Origin of the sequence: Bacteroides sp. AM16-24 (assembly GCF_003471885.1) — a bacterium.
Lineage (GTDB): Bacteria > Bacteroidota > Bacteroidia > Bacteroidales > Bacteroidaceae > Bacteroides.
The window spans coordinates 52,389-75,691 of sequence record NZ_QRKI01000020.1 but is presented as its reverse complement, the minus strand read 5'-3'; the positions used below and the strand labels follow the sequence as shown (position 1 = coordinate 75,691).

The 23,303-nt window shown below is 43.9% G+C and carries 12 protein-coding genes; 2 read left to right on the top strand and 10 right to left on the bottom strand.

Annotated elements, in window-relative coordinates; translation table 11 throughout:
* Positions 1-17 precede the first annotated feature (17 nt).
* The 3 genes from DW182_RS18870 to DW182_RS18860 form a co-directional block, all read right to left on the bottom strand.
* Positions 18-719 (bottom strand): response regulator transcription factor, encoded by a 702-nt coding sequence (locus DW182_RS18870; RefSeq protein WP_118296494.1) that lies wholly within the window; start codon positions 717-719, stop codon positions 18-20.
* A 4-nt stretch (positions 720-723) separates the two neighbouring features.
* Entirely contained in the window at positions 724-2,265 is a 1,542-nt protein-coding gene (locus DW182_RS18865) for a sensor histidine kinase KdpD (RefSeq protein WP_007660040.1), read from the bottom strand.
* A 275-nt stretch (positions 2,266-2,540) separates the two neighbouring features.
* A complete protein-coding gene (locus DW182_RS18860; protein ID WP_007660041.1) occupies positions 2,541-4,697 on the bottom strand; it encodes a translation factor GTPase family protein in 2,157 nt (718 codons plus the stop codon).
* A 194-nt stretch (positions 4,698-4,891) separates the two neighbouring features.
* Between DW182_RS18860 and DW182_RS18855 the strand changes: the two genes are divergently transcribed.
* On the top strand, positions 4,892-5,692 hold the full coding sequence (locus DW182_RS18855) for a gamma-glutamyl-gamma-aminobutyrate hydrolase family protein (protein ID WP_044154594.1): 801 nt from the start codon (positions 4,892-4,894) through the stop codon (positions 5,690-5,692).
* 171 nt (positions 5,693-5,863) lie between these two features.
* Here the strand turns inward: DW182_RS18855 and DW182_RS18850 are convergent, their stop codons facing one another.
* Positions 5,864-6,481 (bottom strand): YhcH/YjgK/YiaL family protein, encoded by a 618-nt coding sequence (locus tag DW182_RS18850; RefSeq protein ID WP_044266363.1) that lies wholly within the window; start codon positions 6,479-6,481, stop codon positions 5,864-5,866.
* 173 nt (positions 6,482-6,654) lie between these two features.
* On the opposite strand from DW182_RS18850, the gene DW182_RS18845 reads away from it, so the two are divergent.
* A complete protein-coding gene (locus tag DW182_RS18845; RefSeq protein WP_118296493.1) occupies positions 6,655-9,975 on the top strand; it encodes a beta-galactosidase in 3,321 nt (1,106 codons plus the stop codon).
* 155 nt (positions 9,976-10,130) lie between these two features.
* On the opposite strand, the gene DW182_RS18840 is transcribed toward DW182_RS18845, so the two are convergent.
* The 6 genes from DW182_RS18840 to DW182_RS18815 form a co-directional block, all read right to left on the bottom strand.
* Entirely contained in the window at positions 10,131-12,467 is a 2,337-nt protein-coding gene (locus DW182_RS18840; RefSeq protein WP_115503550.1) for a glycosyl hydrolase 115 family protein, read from the bottom strand.
* Between the two features lie 17 nt (positions 12,468-12,484).
* Positions 12,485-13,855 carry a family 43 glycosylhydrolase gene (locus tag DW182_RS18835; RefSeq protein WP_115503634.1) on the bottom strand — a complete coding sequence of 457 codons (1,371 nt, stop codon included), beginning with the start codon at positions 13,853-13,855 and terminating at the stop codon, positions 12,485-12,487.
* A gap of 19 nt (positions 13,856-13,874) precedes the next feature.
* Positions 13,875-15,563, bottom strand: a complete 1,689-nt coding sequence (locus tag DW182_RS18830) for a polysaccharide deacetylase family protein (protein ID WP_082074188.1) — start codon at positions 15,561-15,563, stop codon at positions 13,875-13,877.
* A 218-nt stretch (positions 15,564-15,781) separates the two neighbouring features.
* On the bottom strand, positions 15,782-17,833 hold the full coding sequence (locus tag DW182_RS18825) for a RagB/SusD family nutrient uptake outer membrane protein (protein WP_044533859.1): 2,052 nt from the start codon (positions 17,831-17,833) through the stop codon (positions 15,782-15,784).
* A 14-nt stretch (positions 17,834-17,847) separates the two neighbouring features.
* A complete protein-coding gene (locus DW182_RS18820) occupies positions 17,848-21,138 on the bottom strand; it encodes a TonB-dependent receptor (RefSeq protein WP_044533858.1) in 3,291 nt (1,096 codons plus the stop codon).
* Positions 21,139-21,321: 183 nt separating this feature from the next.
* Positions 21,322-23,235: a DUF4978 domain-containing protein gene (locus tag DW182_RS18815; protein WP_158580819.1), complete on the bottom strand. Its 1,914-nt coding sequence runs from the start codon at positions 23,233-23,235 to the stop codon at positions 21,322-21,324.
* Positions 23,236-23,303: the final 68 nt, after the last annotated feature.

Below are 23,303 nucleotides of genomic sequence, written 5' to 3'. Positions count from 1 at the left end.
TGAAGAGCAGAAGTTTATTAAGCTTCCAGCTCCGGTGTAATCAGTTTGTATCCTTTTCCGTGGATATTGATGATTTCAATAGAAGGATCTTCTTTCAGATGTTTACGCAACTTCGTGATGTACACGTCCATACTACGGGCATTGAAATAGTTGTCATCAATCCAGATCGTCTTCAAAGCAAAGTCACGCTGCAGGATTTCATTAGCATGAGCGCAAAGCAAGCCCAAGAGTTCAGACTCTTTAGTAGTCAGCTTCGTTTGCTTTTCAGGTGTCGACAAAATCTGTTTCTGTGTATCGAAAGTGAACATACCAATCTTGTAGATATTACTCTCTTTGTTCTTCTTTCCACGTACACGTCTCAGGATAGCTTCAATTCTGAATGTCAACTCTTCCATACTGAATGGCTTGGTGATATAATCATCCGCACCGATCTTAAAGCCTTCTAGAATATCTTCTTTCAGTGTCTTTGCAGTCAGGAAGATGATAGGAATTTCGGCATTTGCAGCACGTACTTCCTGAGCCAGTGTGAAACCATCTTTCTTTGGCATCATTACGTCAAACACACACAAGTCATATTTATTCTTCAGAAAAGCTTTGTATCCAGCTTCGCCGTCGGGATATAACTCGGCAGAATAACCTTTCGCCTGTAAATATTCTCTTAAAAGCATGCCAAGATTTTCATCATCTTCGCACAATAAAATACGCAGTTTCTCGTCCATATCATTAATTTTTAAGTAAAGGTAATGCAATAATAAATTTAGTTCCAACGTTTAGTTCACTCTCTGCCCGGATGGTTCCCTTGTGATCTGTTATGATCTTCTTCACATAAGAAAGCCCTAATCCGAAGCCCTTCACATCGTGCAGATTACCTGTATGCACGCGGTAGAACTTTTCAAATATCTTTTTCAAATTCTCTTTTTTAATACCTATACCGTTATCCTGGATAGAAATCATCAGCTTACCCGGTTCATTCCAAGTCTTCACTTTCAATTCCAGATCCGCATCCGGTCTCTTATACTTCACCGCATTATCCATCAGATTGAAAATCACATTCGTAAGATGCATTTCATCTGCAAATATATCCGGGTCTGTTGCGTTCAGTTCCGACTCTATATTACCGTTATAACGCTCCACCTTTAAGGTGAATGTATTGATAACACCTGTAATCAACTCATTGGCATCTAGTTCCTTCATTTTCAAGGTAGCCTTCTGTTTGTCGAACATCGACATCTGAAGAACCTTTTCTACCTGGAACCTCAACCGTTTCGTCTCATCATTGATGACCGTCGATATATGCTGGAACATAGCAGGCGATTTCCCCACTGCGGGGTCTTTCAACATCTGCGCTGCCAGTGATATCGTCGATATCGGTGTTTTGAATTCATGCGTCATATTGTTGATAAAGTCATTCTTCATCTCCGTCAGTTTCTTTTGGCGGAACACGATATAAATCGTGAAGATGAATGTTATCAGCAGTACAAAGGTGAATATCATCGACGGTATCATAAAGTTGACTGAGTCGAAAATATAATCCCTTTTACCCGGGAAATGTATCTTTACAATACTCATACGGGCAGGTGGATCGTTCAGGAACAAAGGTTGGGAATAAGAATACTCATTACCTTCATCTACATAGTCCGAACAGCGATATACTTCCCGTCCATCCCGGTCAATCACTTTAAAGTGATAGGCCAGATCAATTCCGTTATCTACCAAACCCGACTTTAAGTACTGATCCAGATTCTTAAAGTTGATGCGCTCCTCTATTGGTTTGTCACTTGCTGTATATACCATCTGCCAAGCCACTTCATCCAACAAGTTACGCTGGTATACATAACGATTCTTCACGAAATCGACATGCGAACGAGCTGTTTTGGGTATCGTTTTGGCACCATGCTTACGCGAAATCATGGCTCGCGGCAGCTCTGACGGATTATTTGTTATCGTCTGCAGTTCTATAGCTGAATACTGAGAACCATCTGGCGATGTAGCCGTAAACCGCTGTGTCTGCACCACTGCTTTACCCTGCGCAGTCAATTCCCACGCTCTCTTTTCTGCCTCGGAGATATCCTCCCTTAACCAACGGTCAACCTCCGCGGACTCCACTTCTTTGGAAGCTGCCATCAGACCACGCTTCACCGATTCATCAAATTGCTCGTTACGCATCTTTACCATCTTCTCTATATAACTGATTTGCAGGTACAAGAGACTGAGGAAAGATAACCCCATAACGACGCCTAATATCCATATTGTTGACTTCTTCATAGTCACAAAATTAACACTCCCTAATTAACACTCCTAACACATTAACCTGATTTAACCGCAAGTTCTCGTAAATTAACCGAAAAGAGTTTTTTAAGTTGCATTACGAGCATTATAACAAATAGGAGTCTCTTTGGTTTGCAAATTTAATAAAAAATTAATTATTCGCATTCACATTTGCGCATGTTCTTAATCAGTGTTAATAAAAAAGCCATTACCCCTCGTTCTGAGGGAGTAACGGCTTTAACAAATTATAAAAACAGACGAAGTGAATTCTTTTATTCTTCGGCTTGTTTAGCTTCAAACTCCTTAACCAGCTTATCTTGTACATCACTTGGAACAAGTTCGTAACTGGCAAATTTCATGATAAATGAAGCACGTCCTCCTGTCAAAGAACTCAAGGCTGTAGAGTAAGACGACATCTCTTTCAAAGGAACTTTAGCACTCAGCTTTTCATAACCAGCTTCGCTACTCATACCCATAATCATAGCACGACGTCCTTGCAAGTCACCCATCACATCACCCATCCTATCTGACGGAACAAATACTTCCACATCATAGATAGGTTCAAGAATCTTAGGACCTGCGTTCTTGAATGCTTCACTAAATGCATTACGACCAGCCAGCATGAAGGAAATTTCATTGGAATCTACCGGGTGCATCTTACCATCATACACGATTACACGCACATCACGAGCATATGAACCCGTCAATGGACCTTGTTCCATACGAGCCATAATACCTTTCAAAATAGCCGGCAAGAAGCGTGCATCAATAGAACCGCCCACGATACTATTAACAAATACCAGTTTACCGCCCCATTCCAATGGAACTTCTTCAGTACCTTTCACATTGATCTTGAATTCCTGTCCGCCGAATCTATAAGTATCGGGTATCGGCATGCCTTCATAATAAGGCTCTACAATCAAATGCACCTCACCAAACTGGCCTGCACCACCCGATTGTTTTTTATGACGATAGTCTGCGCGAGCCGCCTTCGTAATAGTTTCACGATACGGGATTCTCGGTTCCTCATATTTGATTTGCAATTTTTCGTTATTTTCCAAACGCCATTTCAGCGTACGCAAGTGGAATTCACCCTGTCCGTGAACAATAGTCTGACGTAACTCTTTGGACTGCTCTATCACCCAAGTCGGATCTTCCTCACGCATACGGTTAAGGATAACCATCATTTTCTCCGTATCGGATTCATTCAGAGGTTTGATAGCACGAGAATATTTAGAATTCGGATACTTGATAAAATTAAAGCGGTTCTCAGCACCTTTACCATTTAGTGTATTTCCGGTATGCACGTCCTTCAATTTCACAGTACAACCGATATCACCAGCCACCATTTCTTCCACCTTAATACGGTTGGCACCTGCACAAGCGTAAATCTGGGCGATACGTTCTTTTGAACCACGGTCAGCATTCGTAAAGTCTTCTCCTTCGTGCACTTTACCGCTCATAACCTTGAAATACTGAACATCACCGATATGAGGTTCAACAGCGGTCTTAAAGAAATAAAGGGACGTAGGTCCATTCGGATCTGGTTTCACAACTTCACCGCGTGTATTATGTACAGGAGGCATTTCGTCTACAAACGGAACCACATTACCCAAGAATTCCATCAAACGGCGCACACCCATATCTTTACCTGCACAAACACAGAATACAGGGAACATACCACGTGAAGCCAGTCCCTTACGGATACCTTCACGCATTTCATCTTCCGTCAGAGACTCTTGTTCAAAGAATTTCTCCATCAGGCTTTCATCGTGTTCTGCAGCTGCTTCCACCAATGCTTTATGCAATTCGGTTGCTTTTTCCATTTCCTCTGCAGGAACATCTTCAATGGTAGGTGCACCACCTTCGGGACCCCACGAATATTTTTTCATCAAAAGTACATCAATCAACGAATTGAAGTTCGGTCCGGTAGCCAACGGATATTGTACGGGAACTACCTTCGAACCATAAGCAGACCTCAACTGCTCAAGTACCATATCATAATCACACTTCTCATGGTCAAGCTGGTTCACCAGGAAAATCACCGGTTTACCTAACTTTTCTGTATATCGGAAATGATTTTGGGTACCTACTTCAGGACCATATTGGCCATTCAGAAGCAATATTGCAGTATCGGTAACATTGAGTGCTGTCATGGCAGCTCCAACGAAGTCATCACTTCCCGGACAATCTATAATATTAAGTTTTTTACCGTTCCACTCCACATGGAAAACGGTGGAAAACACAGAATAGCCATATTCTTGCTCCACCGGGAAGTAATCGCTGACTGTATTCTTGGCAGTAATTCTGCCGCGACGTTTTATAATACCACTCTCAAAGAGCAGCGCTTCTGTGAGAGTGGTTTTACCCGAGCCATCATTGCCAAGCAGGGCAATGTTCTTAATTTCATTCGTCTGATATACTTTCATGATATATAAGATTTAAAATGAATAACTCAGTATGCCTTCGCATACCCTTAACTTTTAGTGAGGCGCAAATTATGAATTTATCAAAAGAAAAGCAATAAATCAATAGTGTTACTAAACTATGTTATGTAACACATCACTACTAACAGAAAGATTTTCTTAACTTTACAGCAAAATCATTAACCCCCAAACTTACAATGAAAGAACTACTATTATCTATTGTACTGCTCATTCTCCTGTCATTTACCGGATGTCAATCCGGAAGTTCATCTCACAAGCAACGACCACTTATCGGCCTATCTTGTTCACATCCCAGCGACTATTCGTCTGCACGAACGACTTATACCGAATCAGTCATACAAACCGGAGGCACTCCAATGCTTATACCAGTCACAACAGACAGTATAGTTCTGGTAGACATCATCAGTCGACTGGACGGGATTATTTTAATCGGAGGGGCGGATATACATCCTTCTTATTATAATGAAGAACCTATCGAGCAACTGGGAGAGGTAGATTCACTGCGTGATGTTTATGATATTTCCCTTATCCGCCTTGCAGCGCAACGTGGTGTACCCATGTTGGGAATCTGCCGGGGCGAACAATTAATCAATGTGGCATTCGGTGGCACACTCTATCAGGATATTCCAGCCCAACATCCGGATACTACCGTGCGACATAATCAGGAAGAGCCGAGTAGTGTACCCACTCATGCAGTCAACTTGCTTCCCGATTCTGAAATGGCACGGATAACAGGAGAGACACAACTATTTACCAACACCCACCATCATCAGGCCGTCAAGCAAGTGGCACCCGGTTTCCGGATTACGGCATGGGCTACGGACAGTATTCCCGAAGCCATTGAAAACATTGAAGGAAAACCTATCTGGGGAGTGCAATTCCACCCGGAAGCATTAACGGTAGCTGGTGATAGCATATCTGCCAGATTCTTCTATTTTCTGGTTGATCAAGCAATTGCATTCCGACAAAGCAAATAATAGTCTTATCCATTACCGGACATATTCAACTCCCTGCCAAGTCCGTACCAACTCCGTATCTATACGCTTGGACTTGGTACGGACTTGACAGGGAGTTGGTAGGGAGCAGGTCATACTCCGGTAATTCTTTAGTGATTTCTTATATACCATATATATAGGTACGCGCGTATATCACATATAATCCAACTTAATCACGATCACCCTTATATCCTGATCTTCCTTATCCGTAGCTATCTTTGCAATATGCCAGTCGGACGGGAAGAACAAGAAAAACTCACCGGGAACAGAGTCGATAAAGGTAGTTTTTTCCGGATCAAAATCATAGTGAATAACATCTTTTTTCTCACTATATTCGCAATTAGCCTTTGAAGATTCATGGTCCAGCAATGCAAAACGCTCCGTTCCTTTCACCACATACTGCAAATCTATATGTTTCCGGTGTGATTCGGATGTGCGTTTCTCTAACGGTTCATTCTTACTGTCTTCAACAGAAACCACAAGTGACGTTCCTTCTATCGGATGTTTTCCCTTCTCGATAGTAGTCAGGTCGTGCGACGCCAACCAGCGAAAAGCCGCCTTCCATTGTTCCGGATTCGCTTCGTACTGCGCTTTGAATTCCGCTAAATTCGTAGAAGAATGGGGCTTCGCCTTCAAACCTTCACTCCAGACTTTCGATTTTACCCATTTTTCAGGCGAGATACTTTTTACTTTCTTGCCACTTTGAGCAGAAACAGACAGACAAACCGCAAGCATACAGGCAGTTGCCAATAACCATTGTAAGTGTTTCATGTTAATGTTTTCTATAATTTCGTTTACTGACTACAAAGATATAAATTATAAATCGTATTAAATTGAAACATCTGTCTACCTATATTGAATTATTTGTGGAACATTAAATGAGAAGTCGTTCTTATCTTTGCAACAGAAATTAATTCGTAAACTAACAATAATCCATTCAAATCATGAGAAACATTTTCTGGAGTATGACATTAGTTGTTGCCTGTTTGTTCGGAGCTGCTACAGCGCAAGCCCAAAAACAAGTAACCGCCAACAATGCCATCGTACCGGGTGAAGTATGGAACGACACCGACGGTAACCCCATCAATGCACATGGTGGCGGTATCCTCTACCATGAAGGAACGTACTACTGGTACGGTGAGTACAAAAAAGGTAAAACCATCCTGCCCGAATGGGCCACATGGGAGTGTTACCGCACGGATGTAACCGGCGTGAGCTGCTATTCATCCAAAGACCTGCTGAACTGGAAGTTCGAAGGCATCGTGCTTCCCGCAGTAAAGGACGACCAAGGCCACGACCTGCACACCAGCAAGGTACTGGAACGTCCGAAGGTGATTTATAACCCAAAAACCAAGAAATTCGTGATGTGGGCACACGTAGAAAGTGCCGACTACAGCAAAGCATGTGCCGGAGTAGCCGTCAGTGACTCCCCTACCGGAGAATTCACCTATCTGGGCAGCTTCCGTCCTAACAATGCCATGAGCCGCGACCAAACCGTATTCGTGGATGACGACGGCCGCGCTTATCATTTCTACTCTTCCGAAAACAACGCCACACTGTACATCAGCGAGTTGACAGACGACTATCAGAGACCGAGCGGACGCTATACCCGTAACTTCGTCAAGGAAAGCCGCGAAGCCCCCGCCGTCTTCAAACGTAACGGAAAATACTACATGCTCTCTTCCGGCTGTACCGGATGGGATCCGAACCAGGCAGAACTGGCTGTAGCTGATTCCATTATGGGTGAATGGAAAACAATAGGCAACCCTTGTACCGGAACAGATGCCGACAAGACTTTCTATGCCCAAAGCACTTACGTGCAGAAAGTTATGGGCAAGAAAGACATGTACATTGCCATGTTCGACCGCTGGAATAAGAAAGACCTGGAAAACTCACGTTATGTATGGCTTCCTTTCTCCTTCGAAGGTGATAAAATCACCATTCCCTGGCGTGACAAATGGAGCTTCGACAGCTTTGCCGATCAAGGTCGTTTTGAAGCCGGCAAAGGAACTTTCCTGCTAAACGGCAAACCATTTGTAGTTAAAGCCGCCGAACTGCACTACCCGCGCATCCCGAAACCTTATTGGGACCAACGCATCAAGTTGTGCAAAGCACTGGGTATGAACACTGTCTGCCTCTATGTATTCTGGAACTCTCACGAACCGCAACCCGGTGTATATGACTTTACGGAGCAAAACGACCTGGCTGAATTCTGTCGTCTGTGCCAGCAAAATGATATGTATGTCATCCTCCGCCCCGGACCGTATGTTTGTGCCGAGTGGGAAATGGGTGGTCTGCCGTGGTGGCTGCTTAAGAAAAAGGATGTACGTCTGCGCGAATCCGATCCTTACTTCATTGAACGTGTAGCTCTGTTCGAAGAAGCCGTAGCCAAGCAAGTGAAAGACCTGACGATTGCCAATGGCGGTCCCATCATCATGGTACAGGTAGAAAACGAATATGGATCTTACGGAAAAGATAAGGGTTATGTATCCCAAATCAGAGACATCGTACGTGCCAACTTCGGAAATGACATCACCCTTTTCCAATGCGACTGGGCCTCTAACTTCACCCTGAACGGACTCGATGATCTGATCTGGACCATGAACTTCGGTACAGGTGCCAACGTCGACCAGCAATTTGCCAAACTGAAACGACTTCGTCCCAACAGCCCACTGATGTGTTCTGAATTTTGGAGCGGTTGGTTCGACAAATGGGGTGCCAACCACGAAACCCGTCCTGCCGCAGATATGATTAAAGGTATCGATGATATGTTATCAAGAGGCATTTCATTCAGCCTGTATATGACACATGGAGGTACGAACTGGGGACACTGGGCAGGCGCCAACTCTCCCGGCTTTGCACCCGATGTGACGTCTTACGATTACGATGCGCCTATCAGTGAATCCGGTCAGACAACTCCTAAGTATTGGGCGTTGAGAGAAGCCATGGCCAAATATATGGATGGTGAGAAACAGGCGAAAGTACCTGCACTGATCAAACCTATCAGCATCCCTGCTTTCAGATTCACAGAAATGGCACCACTGTTCGAGAACCTGCCCGCAGCAAAGAAGGATGAAAACATCCGCACCATGGAAGAATATAACCAAGGCTTCGGAAGCATCCTCTACCGCACTACCCTGCCTGAATTGAAATCACCCGCTACCCTCACAGTAAACGATGCGCACGACTATGCACAGGTATTCGTAGACGGGAAATACATCGGCAAGCTCGACAGAAGAAACGGTGAAAAGCAATTGGTACTCCCCGCCTGCGTCAAAGGCTCCAGACTTGATATTCTGGTAGAAGCCATGGGCCGCATTAACTTCGGTCGTGCCATCAAAGACTTCAAAGGAATCACGAAAAACGTAGAACTTTCTATGGACATCAACGGATATCCTTTCGTTTGCGACCTGAAGAACTGGGAAGTTTTCAACATTGAAGATACTTATGAATTCTATCAGGGCATGAAGTTCCAGCCGATAGAGTCATTGACAGACCGCCTCGGACAACGTATTCCGGGTGTTTACCGTGCTAAATTCCAGGTGAAGAAACCGAGCGATACTTTCCTGAACTTCGAAACATGGGGCAAAGGACTGGTTTATGTGAACGGTTATGCATTAGGCCGTATCTGGGAGATCGGTCCTCAGCAGACTCTTTATGTACCGGGATGCTGGTTGAAGAAAGGTGAGAATGAAATCGTAGTTTTCGACATCGTAGGCCCTAAAGAAGCTAAGTCCGAAGGTTTAAGTGAACCGCTCCTTGACCAGCTGCTTGTACAGAAACCCTTGACACATCGCAATGAAGGCGAAAACCTGAACTTGTCAGGTGAAAAGCCTGTATTCACGGGAAGTTTCAAACCGGGTAACGGCTGGCAGGAAGTTAAATTCAACAAACCGGTCACCGGACGCTATGTTTGCATTGAAGCATTAAACTCACAGGATGGAAAAGACCTGGCTTGTATTGCCGAAATGTATTTCTTGGACAAGGATGGTAGCCGTCTGTCCCGCGAGCCTTGGATTGTGAAGTATGCCGACAGCGAAGACGTGGCTCACGTCAACCGCTCTGCCGACAAGACTTTCGACCTTCAGGAATCCACCTATTGGAGCACAGAGAAAGGTAGTCCTTATCCGCATACGATTGTAATCGATCTGGGCGCCAGTCATGCCGTGACTGGTTTCCAATGCTTACCCCGAATGGAAAGCGAAGTACCGGGAAGCATCAAGGATTTCAAGATTTATGTGAAGGGGGAAAACTTCAAATACTAATCTGATTTATACAGGCAATAAAGAGTGGCTGTCGTTATGAAATGACAGCCGCTCTTCTTTATATATTACTTAATCAACTTCTACTTATTTAACGTCTGATAGTTTACAGACATAAGGGAGATTCTACTTAAACTGTTTTGTAACAATTAGAATTATCAATAAAGCATGATCTGATCCAAAACGACACCCTCATCCAATGCTTTAATCACCAGTTTATGCGATTTTCGTTTGCTGACGGGTAATTTCACTGTCCGTATGGCTTGATTACGCAATACGTTTTCTTTCCATTCTTCACTACGTCCCTGAGTTTCGTAAGAAACTGTCTGAACATTTTTTTTATCTATCGAAACAGAAAAGCGTAACTGCCCTCCATGTATAGGATGGTTTGGCAATAACCGGATTTCAACCTCTACAGAATCACCGGGACATTCGCCAAAATCAAAAGACAATTCTTTGTTCTTTTCAAGCATTACAGCCTTTCCTTCATAACCAAGCCCCTTACAAGACACTGCATCACCTGCCGAATATTCCACTCCATTCCATTTATATAAACTCGGGGAATCTTCCAACATAGGTGTTTCAACCAATAATCTGTCTACCGGCTCAAATACTGGCAATCTACGCGGCTGATGATCCATCATACGATGCCATTTACCATTATTACGTATACCTATATTATATATGCGGGTCAGCGAAGCAATACTATCATAAGCAGCATCACTTTTATTCCAGTTCATCTCACCGTGGCGGGCAAACTGTGCATAAAGCATCTTCTTATTCATTTCAGCAGTAGCCTGTACCGGATATTTTACCAATTGAAAATAGGCATCCCGTCTATCTCGTTGGATTCGTGAAGCCAACTTTTCTACTTTGTCCGAAATAACTTGGTAATCTTCAAGGCGCTTATTGATGTACGACCTGCTCCAAGGCATATCTTTCACAATCCGGTATGCATTCGTATGGTATTCTTCTTCACGGGTATTTCCCATAAATTCCGGTTTACGGATATAGGACAAACGATAATGCTCCATCATAACCGGCAAGAGATCTTCACCCGTAGTTTCTCCAAACTCACGCTTCAAGAAATTACACAAATGATCAGACACCCCCCCTTCGGTAAACTGATCAATATTCCATGCCATATCCAAGAATAGCTCTGTCTGATACTCTATCGGCTTGATATCTCCTACATTCAATATCCATATTTTTTGTATGCCACGCTCATAAGCCTCCTTCATCTGTTGATATAACAAAGCCGGACTAAACGTTCCTAACCAAAGGTAATCGTGTGGACGCCCCCAATATGAGACATGGTAATAAACTCCATTTCCTCCCTTACGAGCACGCTCTGCCTCCGTCGGAAAATGTTTTATATAACCATAATTATCATCACACCACATTAATGTCACATCCTCAGGTACTTCCAGACCGGCACGATAAACATCAAGTACCTCTTTATAAGGGATAAAAACTTGTGGAACAGCCTCAACATCTTTATTCACATATTTCCGTAATAAATCACGCTGATCTTTCAACACACGCTCCAGCACCGCTTTCTGTTCTTCCACAGTTTTAGCCCCTTGCATCTGTCCATCATGCACACCACGCATGCCAACCGTATACAAAATTTCCTGTCCGGAAACTTCCTTAAGCCTTTCTTCCCAAAAATGACATACCGAACTACTATTTTTCACATAGTCGTAATCACCTTTCCCTCTTCGGCTCCACTCACCGGCAGTACTACAAGCCATAGGTTCACAGTGTGACCCACCGATATAGATACCAAACTTTTCTGCAGCTTCCCTATTTCCGGGAGTAAGGAAAAATGGGACCGAACATTCGTGCATGGCAGGCCAGTATGTATTAGCTCGCAGACGGAGCAACAATTCAAAGATACGTTCATTTGTCTGTGGTCCTATGCGTCCTGGCTTATACCAAGGTTCATAATTCAGACTACTCCAAGGCATCAATCCCCAATCTTCATCGTTAATAAAAATGCCACGGTATTCTACCGAAGGAGACTGCACCGTCTTATAATCGGCAGCCAGTTGAAAAAACTCTTTCTTCCCAGGAATCACGTCTGCCCACCATTCCCAGGGAGATACTCCCAGCAGACGGGAAAGTTCCATAATGCCATAGGCTGTGCCATGCTGGTCGCTTCCGGCTACCAGTAGTTTTCCATCCGGTAAAACAGTCAGTAGAAAGGCTTGCTTTTTACCATTCAAACCAGAAACATCCGCTCCGGTCTTAGCTATCAACGGGCTTTTACCAACAGTACCAATAATGATATCACCTTGTTCATTATCTACCAACAGCGATGCGGAAAGTACTGCTTTACAATCACGGGATAATAAATCTAAAGCGGTATGTACCACCTTTTCTTCCGCATTATCACAGGATACTTTGACTGGCTTCCCCGAAGGTAGGTTGAATTGTGCCCAACAAAGTTGGGTTATCAAAAACAAGAATAAACTTAAAAATACTTTTTTCATGATCAGTTATTTATGGTTCAAAAATAATAAATCTTATCTATTGTCACAAAAGTATTGTCGCTTCCGTAAATGGTTTTAGACTTATCCGTCCACACCGGCTTTATGCCTGTGACTTCAATTAATAATGTATAATCCCCTTTAGGCAACTTCGGAGTCATTATTCGGATTGCTTTCTCAGGATATTTACTGTAAAAGTCGACTAATGAAGAATAAATAGTATCTTTCTTTGCATTCAGCACACTTATCCTGGCATATCCGCTATGACTATTAGATTCACCGGTCACAGCAGTATGGGTTCCTTGGAACGGAACAGCCAATACACTCCCTTTCGTATTTGAAAGCAACCGTCCGTTTTCTTCTTTCCATGCGGCATCCGGCATCATCTTCTTGGTAGGAATCGTTTTTCCATTGCGTAATGCATCAACAGGTTTCACACGATTGATATCCCAGCATTGCCAATATTCGGGAATGGTAATTCTGGTTCCTTCCACTTGCAAGGGCATCCACACATAAGTAGCGGCAGAAGCCTGATGAGGAAATGACCAACGGTCACCCATAAACATAGGAATCGTGTCGTTACCTTTTTTCAAAGGAAAAACAAAAGTGCTTTGTGAGTTATACGTCAAGGTTCCTTCGGGACAGAATATCCCCTGCTTTGTCCAAGGGCCTTCAATAGCCGGAGCCGTAAAATAGAAGTTATCATTCTTTTCCCAACTCGTCAGATTGGAGAACAGCATATAGTACATGCCATTCTTCTTGAACATGGCAGGCGATTCGCCTGAGCCTTTCACATGAGCAACTTCAGCCTCTATCGAGCGGTAGTCTTCACTCAATCTGTAAACAGGCCCGTGATGAATAAGCAGATAGCCTTTGCCATCCGTATCCTGAAAAGTTCCCATATCCCAACGTTTGACGGGTTTACCGTCATAGAGCAGAGGTCCTTGCAATTTGTATTCCCCATTAATCGTTTTGCAAGTAGCGTAACCGATATAAGGGTCTTTATATCCCAAATCATCGGCATGCATATACATGACATATTCCCCGGTAGAAGGGCATTTCATCACTTTCACCCGCTCGCCTACACGGTCAGGACCCAATATACCATCGGGTTGCACCGGCAACACCACTCTTTCAAATTTCCAGTTAACCAGATCATCGGAAGAGTAGCAACTGAATCCCGGAAAGGCATTACTCTTATCCGATTTATATTCTCCGAACAAATAATACCGCCCACCATCTTCCACAATGCATGCACCATGTGCATTGACAATATTCCCCTGTTCGTCGAACCAAGGTATGCCGTTATAAACTACTTTTTCCGAGTCATGCGCCGAACACGCTCCCAGGCTCAATCCTATCAGGACCGCCAATAGAAAGGTACATTTCATTGTTATATCATTCATCAAATTAAAAACTTATTTTTATTACTTCGCCATGCGGGTCGAAAGAGAAGATAAATTTATCTCCTGCATCCTTCACCGCCAATTCCTGCTTTCCCTGGCTTACTTTTATTTCAGACTTTCCGTTTTTACTCACTACCATTGTCAACGGCTCACAAAACAGCTTATCATCCAGTGCCAGACGAGGTGTTATCTTGAAGGAAGACTTTTTCTTAGTAATATCCAGTTGTATATTTTTTCGCTCTTTCACATAAGCTGCTACTTCGCAATAGGTACCAACCCAGATATTGTCTTCCAGAGCTTTCACCCTCTTAAAGTGTTCCCACAATATCTCCGGAGAGGTAAAAGCATCATATCCCGTTGCAATGCCATGAATCATTGCCACTCCCCATTCACCTGCGATAGCAAGTTCCTTCACCCATTTATCTAAAGATTCGATGGTAGATTTCGATTTATCGCCACCAATGCCATATTGTTTGGTGCGTGTACCGACTCTGTCCTTTGAACTTATCTGCAAAATATCTTCATTGTAAGCATTGAACGGATAACAGAACGTAAGCGGTCTCTTCCCTATCCAGGCGAGAATGATGCTATCATTCTTTTCTACTTCCGTTTCCACTTCTTCCAGAGTAAGACTCTTCAAATTGGCATGCGACCAACTATGGCTGGATATTTCGTGTCCTTTATCAGACATTTCTTTCATCTGCGCCCAGGTCATACGTGTTTTACCTTGTTGTGCCGCTTCATTCTCTATTCCTTTTCCCCATATCCAGAAAGTGCCTTTGAATCCTACTTTCTCCATTTCGGGGAAAACAAGCGTGTAGTGTTCTTCCAAACCGTCATCGAAGGTATAACTGACGGCACATTGCTTGTCATCTTTATAATCCGCTACATATACTTCCGAATCATGATGACGTACATAAGGCGCCAGTTCCGGCACAACTTTGGCAACTGCTTCCATCGCAATCTCAGCTACCACCTTTCCACCATAAATATTCAGATGGGTGTTATCAATCTTCCCTTTCGGACAGAAATCATATTTCCCGGCTGGCACCCACATGAAAAGGCTTCTTGACTTCTCCACTCCCATGCCGACTACTAAATCATGCGTCAGTTTATTCATATCCACAAAAGGGACATTCATTTCTTTTGCCACTCTTCGCGGTGATTCCAGATACTCTCCATGAGTGTCTACCAACGTGTTCCCTTCCATCTCATAACTGCCTTTATTCTCTGTAGCCCCTTCCGGAGGAAAATTCCGGCGTACAATCGAATTGAACAGTACCGGATAAGCTCCCTTTGCACGTGTCTCCCTTACAAACCGACGCAGGTTCTCATCGAAAGTGCTTCCGGGAACTGTATGCAGTTTTTCTGCAGATTTCTCATCATTATGCCCGAACTGGATAAATACATAGTCTCCACTTTTTAGTTTAGAGAGTACGGTGTCCCAGCGTCCTTCATTGATAAAACTCAGTGAACTCCGGCCATTCATGGCATGATTATCCACCCGTACATCATCGGTCAGGAAGCCCGGGAGCATCTGTCCCCAGCCACGTTCAAGATTTCCATTCTTCAGACTTTTATTCGCCATGGTAGAATCACCTATCATAAAAATAGTGATTACATCCTTCTTTCCGGTAGTAAAAGCAGAAAAGAAGAGAAGTGCAAATAGTAGTTTCAGTTTCAAGTTTCTCATGATATTATATAAAATTTCAACAAAAATAGGGAAGAACACAAAAACAAGACATGGAGTAATGTGCAATCACCTGCATTATTGTTCAGAAAGCATGATTGTAGTCAAAAACTAACTACTACACGTCAATCAGGAAAGACCATTCACAATAAATGCAAATGGCCTTTCAAGTTTTACACTATCACCAGGAATACCTATTGCATAACCAAGTATCTATCACTCTACTTTTCTGCCGGCATATCAGCCGTAGTCGGCCAATAAGGATTCTGATAAATCGGTGAAGTCTCAATCGTTTTACCATCGGTAGATGTTATCTGGAATTGGTCAATACGTATCGGATCCAGATAATGAGCCATTTTCCAAACGAAACCATCATAAGCCAGTTGGTTTGTTGTCTTTCTATATGGAAGCAAATACTCACTGTCAGCAGGTGAAGACACATTTGCCTTACTGGTACCATAAACAAGTGTTGTTTTACCTGCCGAATTATCATACCAACGTTCCATTGGTGTATTCCAAAGATGCATACCTTCAGGTATATAAGGCTTAACCATCAGTTGATCCATTGCTCTCCAACGACACAAATCCATCCATCGGAGTCCTTCAGATATATATTCGCAACGGCGTTCCCGACGAATATTATACAAGGTCTTATCAACCAGAATCTTTCCGGCCGAATAAGCGCCCCAATCATTTTCAGCTTCCTTATTCATATCAGTAGCAGCAATAGTGGCATCGATATTATCACTAACTAAAGCACGGCGGCGAAGAAGTTGCCAATACTCACGGGCTGTATTATCCAGTGTTTGATTCTTTTCGTAGCTGGCCTCCATATAGTTCAATAGAGCTTCCGAAGCACGATAGATAGGAATACCAAGGAAACATTTGTTCTGAACCAAATATTTACTATCCCAAGCGCCACCTTTACGCAATGCGTAACCGGTAGTGTAAGTATACTGCACAGCACCATCTGTAATTTTCGGATACGGCTCATCCAGCCAAATATTAGTAAGTCCCGAAACACTTTCAATCAATACATTCTTTTGTCCCGGTTCTTTCAGGAAGATAGACAAGCGACTGTCCCGATTGATACGTACATTAGCGATTGTTTTGTCTCCCATGTAGTAACCATCACCGTCGGCATAGGTTCCATGAGCATAGATGGGCAGGCCATCAGCCATCAGGAAACTTTGTACCAAGCCACGAGTCACACCAACACCCCAGTTGCCTTCGTCCGCAGCCAAAGCAACATCATGACCGCTTCCCAATCCCTGAACATACTGACGCCACATCAACACTTCCTTCACACCCGACAAGTCTTCTTGCCCGAACATGGCAAAGTAAGGATTCTCCGCGGTAGCCAAATCTTGCTTCACAATACCCGTATTCTTTGTCAGGCTTGCTTTATACTTCTCTGCCACTTCTTTAGAAGCAGTCATCGCTTGCTCCAGAAACCAATTGATTTCATTGTCAATACTTCCACTTGGATACTGATAGCTGGCATTATAATCTTTTGTCTTACCGGGCCATCCTTCACCATTGGGGACAAATGCCGTACCTTTAAAGTATTTCAGCCATGTAGCCTCAAATAAGGCAACACGCGATTTAAGCAATAAAGCCACATCACGACTAAGACGTGTTGTTTGAAAACTCTTTCCATCCATCAATGTCGCTGCCTTATCTAAGTCCGAAAGGATGAAACGTGCTACCTCATTACGTGGCGAACGCTTGGCAGCCCCGGTCAGAATTTCCATATTATCAGTTAATGGTTCCGTTATAATAGGATAGTCTCCAAACGACTGATAACGTTTGAAATACTCTAATGCACGCAGCGTATACATTTCGCCGATGTAATGGCGAATACTACTCAATTCACCCGAAATCGTATTATCCGCCCCATTCAAGTCTTCGCCAAAGCGTGGCAAGACACTGGCAAAAAAGAAATTCATGTGATAGATATTGGTAAAAGACCAATCACCGGAAGCATTAGGTACTCTCCATTCTCCCGTACAGAAATAGCTGGGAGCATTTGCCGCTACCTGATTATCCGTACCCTGATCTGCGGCATAAAATCCATAAGAGTTACCGGTATTAGTAGGCAACATACTGGCATAATACTTATCCGCATAGGCTTGCAGATGTGAAGCATCCGTGAAGAAAGTTTCGGGTGCAAGTTGCGAAGTAGGTTCTCTGTCAAGGAAATCATCACATGACGCCATTGCACCACCCAAAGCCGTAGCTATCAATGCTAAAAATATATTTCTTGTTTTCATGATTTACTATCAAATTAAAAGGTTACACTTAGACCAAACGACCAGGTGGAAGACAAGGGGTAAGCGTTGCCACCCCAACCGCCAACACAGGTTTCAGGATCGAATATAGATGATAAGGAGGTGAACGTCAGTAAGTTTTCACCCGATACAAACACACGACAGTTGGCAATGCCTACTTTATCCAGCACAGACTTCGGTAATGAGTATCCTAACTGCAAGTTTTTCAGACGCATGTAACCGGCATTCTGCATATAACGGCTCTGAGTTTGTTGATTCTTAGATCCGAAGGTATTTCCATTCGAATTCGCAGAAGTAATGGGACGTGGATAGTAGGAGTCCAGATTGACGGGCAATTCATAACCTTCCAAACCAATAGGCTGGTCACGGAAATAATCATTATGTTGTTCCAAACCAATAGTATACCATTTGGAATAACCACCACGAACTCCCCAGAAGTAAGATGATTCACCCGGCCAGAAGTCATGTTTCAAAACGCCTTGTAAGAAGCAACGGAAATCGAATCCCTTATAACTGGCTGTCAAGTCAATACCGTAGAAATAATGCGGATTGCTATCACCCAGAATCTTCAAGTCACCATGGTCTTCCCAGGTACTGGCACCTTTACTGATTTTGCCATCACCATTCAGGTCTTTATACATGATATCTCCAGCCGCCCATTGCGAACCGATTGCATCTTGACCGCCATGAGGCAATGTGGCAAGATGGTTGTCCATCTCTTCCTGAGACTTAGCGATGCCGGCAGTCTCAAGTCCCCAGATAATACCGGTTTTCTTACCCGCCATATATGTACTGATAGAGCCTGTCTTGTTGCCGGGATAGCTGTCTATATAAGTTGTCTGGTCGGAAAGAGACAAGGTGACGCCGTAATTCAGTCCATTGTTCAGACGATCTTTCCAAGAGAGTGAAACTTCCCAACCTCGGGTCTGAAGGTCACAGTTATTCGTGTTGGGTACAGAAATACCCAATGTGTTAGGCATCTGGTCAGCCGGGCCAACCATGTTCTTTGTATAACGTATAAAGTAGTCAGCTGAACCCGTTAAACGGTTGTTTAGTAATCCCCAATCCAGACCAATATCCCAGGTACGGACAGTCTCCCATGTCAACGCCTCACTAATCAGGCTACCAACCGAAGCCGTATTGGGCTGCATGCCATTCTGTATCCAAGTACCATTGGCAGCCCCCAAAGACATCACACGATAAGTGGGATAATAGGAACTCGTATTCTGGTTACCCAATTGCCCGTAAGAGAAACGCAGCTTCAACTGATCCACCACTTTGGTAGCCGGAGCAAAGAACTTCTCTTGTGCAATGTTCCAACCTGCCGAGAAGGAAGGAGATAGTTGCCAGCGACTACCCCTACGGAAACGGGAAGTACCGTCATAGCGCATATTCACTTCCAGCATATAGCGGCCCATAAAGTCATAATTCAAACGTCCGAAGAAGCCGGCAGTAGCCCATTCTCTCGAATAACCGTTCACGCCCGTAGTCTTTTCTTCACCTTTTCCGCTCAATCCGGAGGTCAAGTCAAACTCCCAGAAATCTTCATCTTCTACATACAGTCCGTATTTGGTTACATCAAAATAATGCAGTTTGAACTCTTCAGCCTGGAAACCACCCATTAGTTTGAAGTTATGCTTGTCGGCAAACGAATGAGAATACGCAGTATAGACATTCAGGTTCAGATAATTCTCCTTTTGGTCATTCTCCTTCAAACTCGTATCTTTGCTGGTCACAATCTTGTCACCCTTCGGATCGTAGTTGTAGGCAGGGAGTGTAGCAGCCTTAGTGCTTTCTTCCTTGATGCTATAGTTAAACTCTACATTAGTGATCCAGTTCTTAACCGGCTCGATGATGAAAGCAGCCTGATGATAGTGCCGGTCGGTCTGTTGGGTTCTTTGTCCACCTTCAGCCAATGCACGGGCATTATCATGGTTGACGTGCCCATTCTGGTCATAAATAGGCATATTCGGCCAGTTACCACGTCCCAAACCCTCATAAAACCCATCTACAAGGCTGGTGGGCCTACAGATATCATTACGAGTGAAACGGGTAGAATAATTGAACTTCAGCCAGCTTGTCAGAGTAGCATTGATTTTAGCCGTGGTGTTAAAACGCTGCAAGCTCTCTTTTCCAAACTCAACAAGCCCTCCCTGGTCCAGATAGTTGAACGAAGCATAATAAGACATCTTTTCGCTACCACCCGTGACGCTGATGTTGTGTTCCTGTGAGAATACATGGTCTTTGTACATAGCATCCCAGATATCCGTATTAGCATATCCCTGAGTCCAACGGTCTTGCCAGGCAGTCTCACTCTTGGCATCCAATCCGACCTCTCCATTCGTAAACTTTCCATTCTGGAAATCAATCATCTTCTGCATCGTTTCATCTGTGTATGCACCCTTGATACCACGATTGGCATCCGCATAATTCATCATGACGGCAAACGAATAGGAATCCATAGCTTTCGGCATATTGATAGGACTGGAAATGCGGAAGCTATTGTTGTAATTGACAGACACTTTGCCGGACTGTCCCTTCTTGGTTGTGACAAGAATCACACCAAATGGTGCGCGCGAACCATAAATACTGGAAGCGGCAGCATCCTTCAAAACAGAGATATTCTCAATATCTTGCGGATTGACCGTATTAATGTCACCGACCATACCATCAATTAAAATCAATGGTGAACTGTTTGAACCGGAACCAATCGTACCCGTACCGCGAACGGATACACTCATATTCTTCTCCAACTGCCCCGAACTGGTTGTTATCTTCAGTCCTGGCACCAATCCCTGCAAAGCCTGAGTTGCCGACGTCACGGGACGTGATTCTATTTCTTTTGCTGTGGCAATGCCTACAGAACCTGTCAAGTTCACCTTCTTCTGTACACCGAAGCCCACTACCACGACTTCATCAAGCATCTCGGTATCATCTTTCAGCATTACATTGATTACTTTTCCTGCAACGGCCTGCACCTCTTGCGTCTTATAACCTATATAAGAGATGACGAGCGTTGCACCGGGATTGACGGCAAGAGAGAAGTTACCATTAATATCGGTAATGATACCGTTGGAAGTTCCTTTTTCGAGTACACTGGCACCGATAACGGGTTCGCCCGTTACGTCTTTCACAACTCCCGAAACCTTCACTTGTTGTTGAACGATTTCCATACCTGCTTCATTGCTTTCGGCCATCACCGCCAGAGGATGTCCTGCAACAAGACCCGTACAAAGCAACAAGGCAGCGAGTGCCTTCCGGTTGTTTCTGATTGAATCTGATTTCATTGTCTTTCTTTTAAATTAGATAAAAAGGGTTAATACAATCATTGTTCTTTTTCGTCGAATGAACGATGTGCAAATATATTAAGTCCGGAGATAAATAATGAGGGACAATTTCTCATGAAAGAAGGGGTAAATCGGGCAAAACACATGATAAAACGGGCATGACGAATTTACCCCTTCCTGTTTTTAATATATTTGCAGTTCATCTACATAGCCCGTACCCGTCCAAGTAGATTCTAAAGTAATGGTATTATCCGCCCCCGGACGAAGTTCAACAGATATTTCGGCACACCGATAAGCATTCCATGCACCGGTAGGTTTAAATTGAACGGTGAAACGGCTGCCATTCACATTCAAGCGGGCGGTCCGCACCTGAGTGCTTCCGTTGGAATAGCGCAAGGCAAGGGTTCTCTTGCCGCCCGTCAGTCCATCCACCTCTTTCCAGGTAGCATATCCGCCCGAAAGTGGAAACACCAAATAACCGGAACCGGAAAAGCCCCAAGCGTTTTCTATATCGACTTCCATGGTTACACCGCCACCCACATCTGTCAGTTCTGCTTGTCGGATGACGGCAGGCATCGGAGCTTCCGCCTTACGCAATAAACGTATAGTCCAACCGGCATCGGCTTTCAATGAAGTTATCTTCTTATTATTCTTCAGTTCCAAAGCACCTTCGTCCACCCATTTGTTGTTCGTATCAAAGTATCCTCTGCTTGTCGAAATAAATTCCAGCGAATCAGGCCAAGAGAAAACACCGCCTTTGGAAGTTGCCAGCACCACTTCACTACCGCTACGGATGATGCTGAGCGCCTGCGAATTGATATAACCGGGTTTAAAGGTGATACCTTCAACACCCGTAGTCGGCATCAACGAATCTCCTTTCCAATTATGGACGAAAAGCCCATATCCACTGGCATTCAGTGCAACATCCGTCATGACGCTATTCAACATTCGGTTCACCAGCCTCACATCTTCCAGATAGGCACCACGTGGAGCAAATTCGTTCTTCTCATCTTTAATAAAGATGCCATGATCGTCAGGACCGCACAACTCATAGTAATCAAAGTTATTATTGCCCGACAAAGCTGCAAGTTGCAACTGAGCTATATTGGGAATCTCGGCACCTATTTCCATTATCATACGGTAGTTCTTTCCCATATAAGGAACATTTGTCCGTACACTTTCAGCATACGAATCTTCCGTACCGAAGTGATGGCGATAAGTATCAATACCTACAAAGTCAATATAAGTGCCAACCGTGGAACGTAACTGTTCATTACTATACAGCACAGAATGTATATCGACATAAGTGCAGTTCATCCGTGTCCAAACAGGATAAGAGGACTCCTTGACGGCACGTCCCAGCTCACTCATATACTCCACAATTGTCGCAGACGGGTAGCTACGCACTTCATTTCCCAGCTGCACCCCTATCACAGTATGCGGAGAGTCATTATCCAAATCCCATTGGGCAATGTGTTCCATCACTTTACCCAGCACATAAGCTTCACGCGCCCTCAGTTTCTTATCACCAAGATCCAGAGAATAATCTGATATATCCCTTCGTATGGTATAATCACTGGTGGTCTGGCGCGAACTTCCCTCTGTAGAGAAAGATTGGAAATCACCTGCCTTGGGAGAGTGCATCACATAATCAGGCGTTCGCAACTGGTCAGGTTTCAACCACTGCACATGTCCTCCGCTATTCTGACTAAACCAAAGCATTTCCACTTTAAAATTATATTTCCGTGCCAGATTGAGGTAAAGCTCCAGCGTTGTCCAGTCGAAATGATCTTTACTTGGCTCCACCTCGTACCAGTGGATAGGAATGGAAAGGGTGTTGAATCCCAGTGCGGCAGTTTGCTCAAGTAATCTTTCACAAGTGGCTATATCCCAATTCCAGCGATAGCGCAACTTGTCGAAACGTACCTGTACATTGGTCATATAAAATGGTTTTCCATCTACCCTCAATACATATTTCTGCGAACCGTTGAGCGAAGTATCTACATAAGAGATTACTTTTTTTTGAGATGTTTTCTCCTTTGCCATCCCGCCCGAAGACAGCAACAGCAACATTGTGAATAGGATAAAAGATTTCATGCGAACCTTTGTTTTGTGTCCTGAATGGTTTGATTTCATGGTTTTCATATTTATCTGATTAATAAATT

Bases quoted from the DNA above. Each gene is read 5' to 3' on its own strand.
- DW182_RS18870 (WP_118296494.1), bottom strand. From the start codon at position 719: ATGGACGAGAAACTGCGTATTTTATTGTGCGAAGATGATGAAAATCTT.
- DW182_RS18865 (WP_007660040.1), bottom strand. From the start codon at position 2,265: ATGAAGAAGTCAACAATATGGATATTAGGCGTCGTTATGGGGTTATCT.
- DW182_RS18860 (WP_007660041.1), bottom strand. From the start codon at position 4,697: ATGAAAGTATATCAGACGAATGAAATTAAGAACATTGCCCTGCTTGGC.
- DW182_RS18855 (WP_044154594.1), top strand. From the start codon at position 4,892: ATGAAAGAACTACTATTATCTATTGTACTGCTCATTCTCCTGTCATTT.
- DW182_RS18850 (WP_044266363.1), bottom strand. From the start codon at position 6,481: ATGAAACACTTACAATGGTTATTGGCAACTGCCTGTATGCTTGCGGTT.
- DW182_RS18845 (WP_118296493.1), top strand. From the start codon at position 6,655: ATGAGAAACATTTTCTGGAGTATGACATTAGTTGTTGCCTGTTTGTTC.
- DW182_RS18840 (WP_115503550.1), bottom strand. From the start codon at position 12,467: ATGAAAAAAGTATTTTTAAGTTTATTCTTGTTTTTGATAACCCAACTT.
- DW182_RS18835 (WP_115503634.1), bottom strand. From the start codon at position 13,855: ATGAAATGTACCTTTCTATTGGCGGTCCTGATAGGATTGAGCCTGGGA.
- DW182_RS18830 (WP_082074188.1), bottom strand. From the start codon at position 15,563: ATGAGAAACTTGAAACTGAAACTACTATTTGCACTTCTCTTCTTTTCT.
- DW182_RS18825 (WP_044533859.1), bottom strand. From the start codon at position 17,833: ATGAAAACAAGAAATATATTTTTAGCATTGATAGCTACGGCTTTGGGT.
- DW182_RS18820 (WP_044533858.1), bottom strand. From the start codon at position 21,138: ATGAAATCAGATTCAATCAGAAACAACCGGAAGGCACTCGCTGCCTTG.
- DW182_RS18815 (WP_158580819.1), bottom strand. From the start codon at position 23,235: ATGAAATCTTTTATCCTATTCACAATGTTGCTGTTGCTGTCTTCGGGC.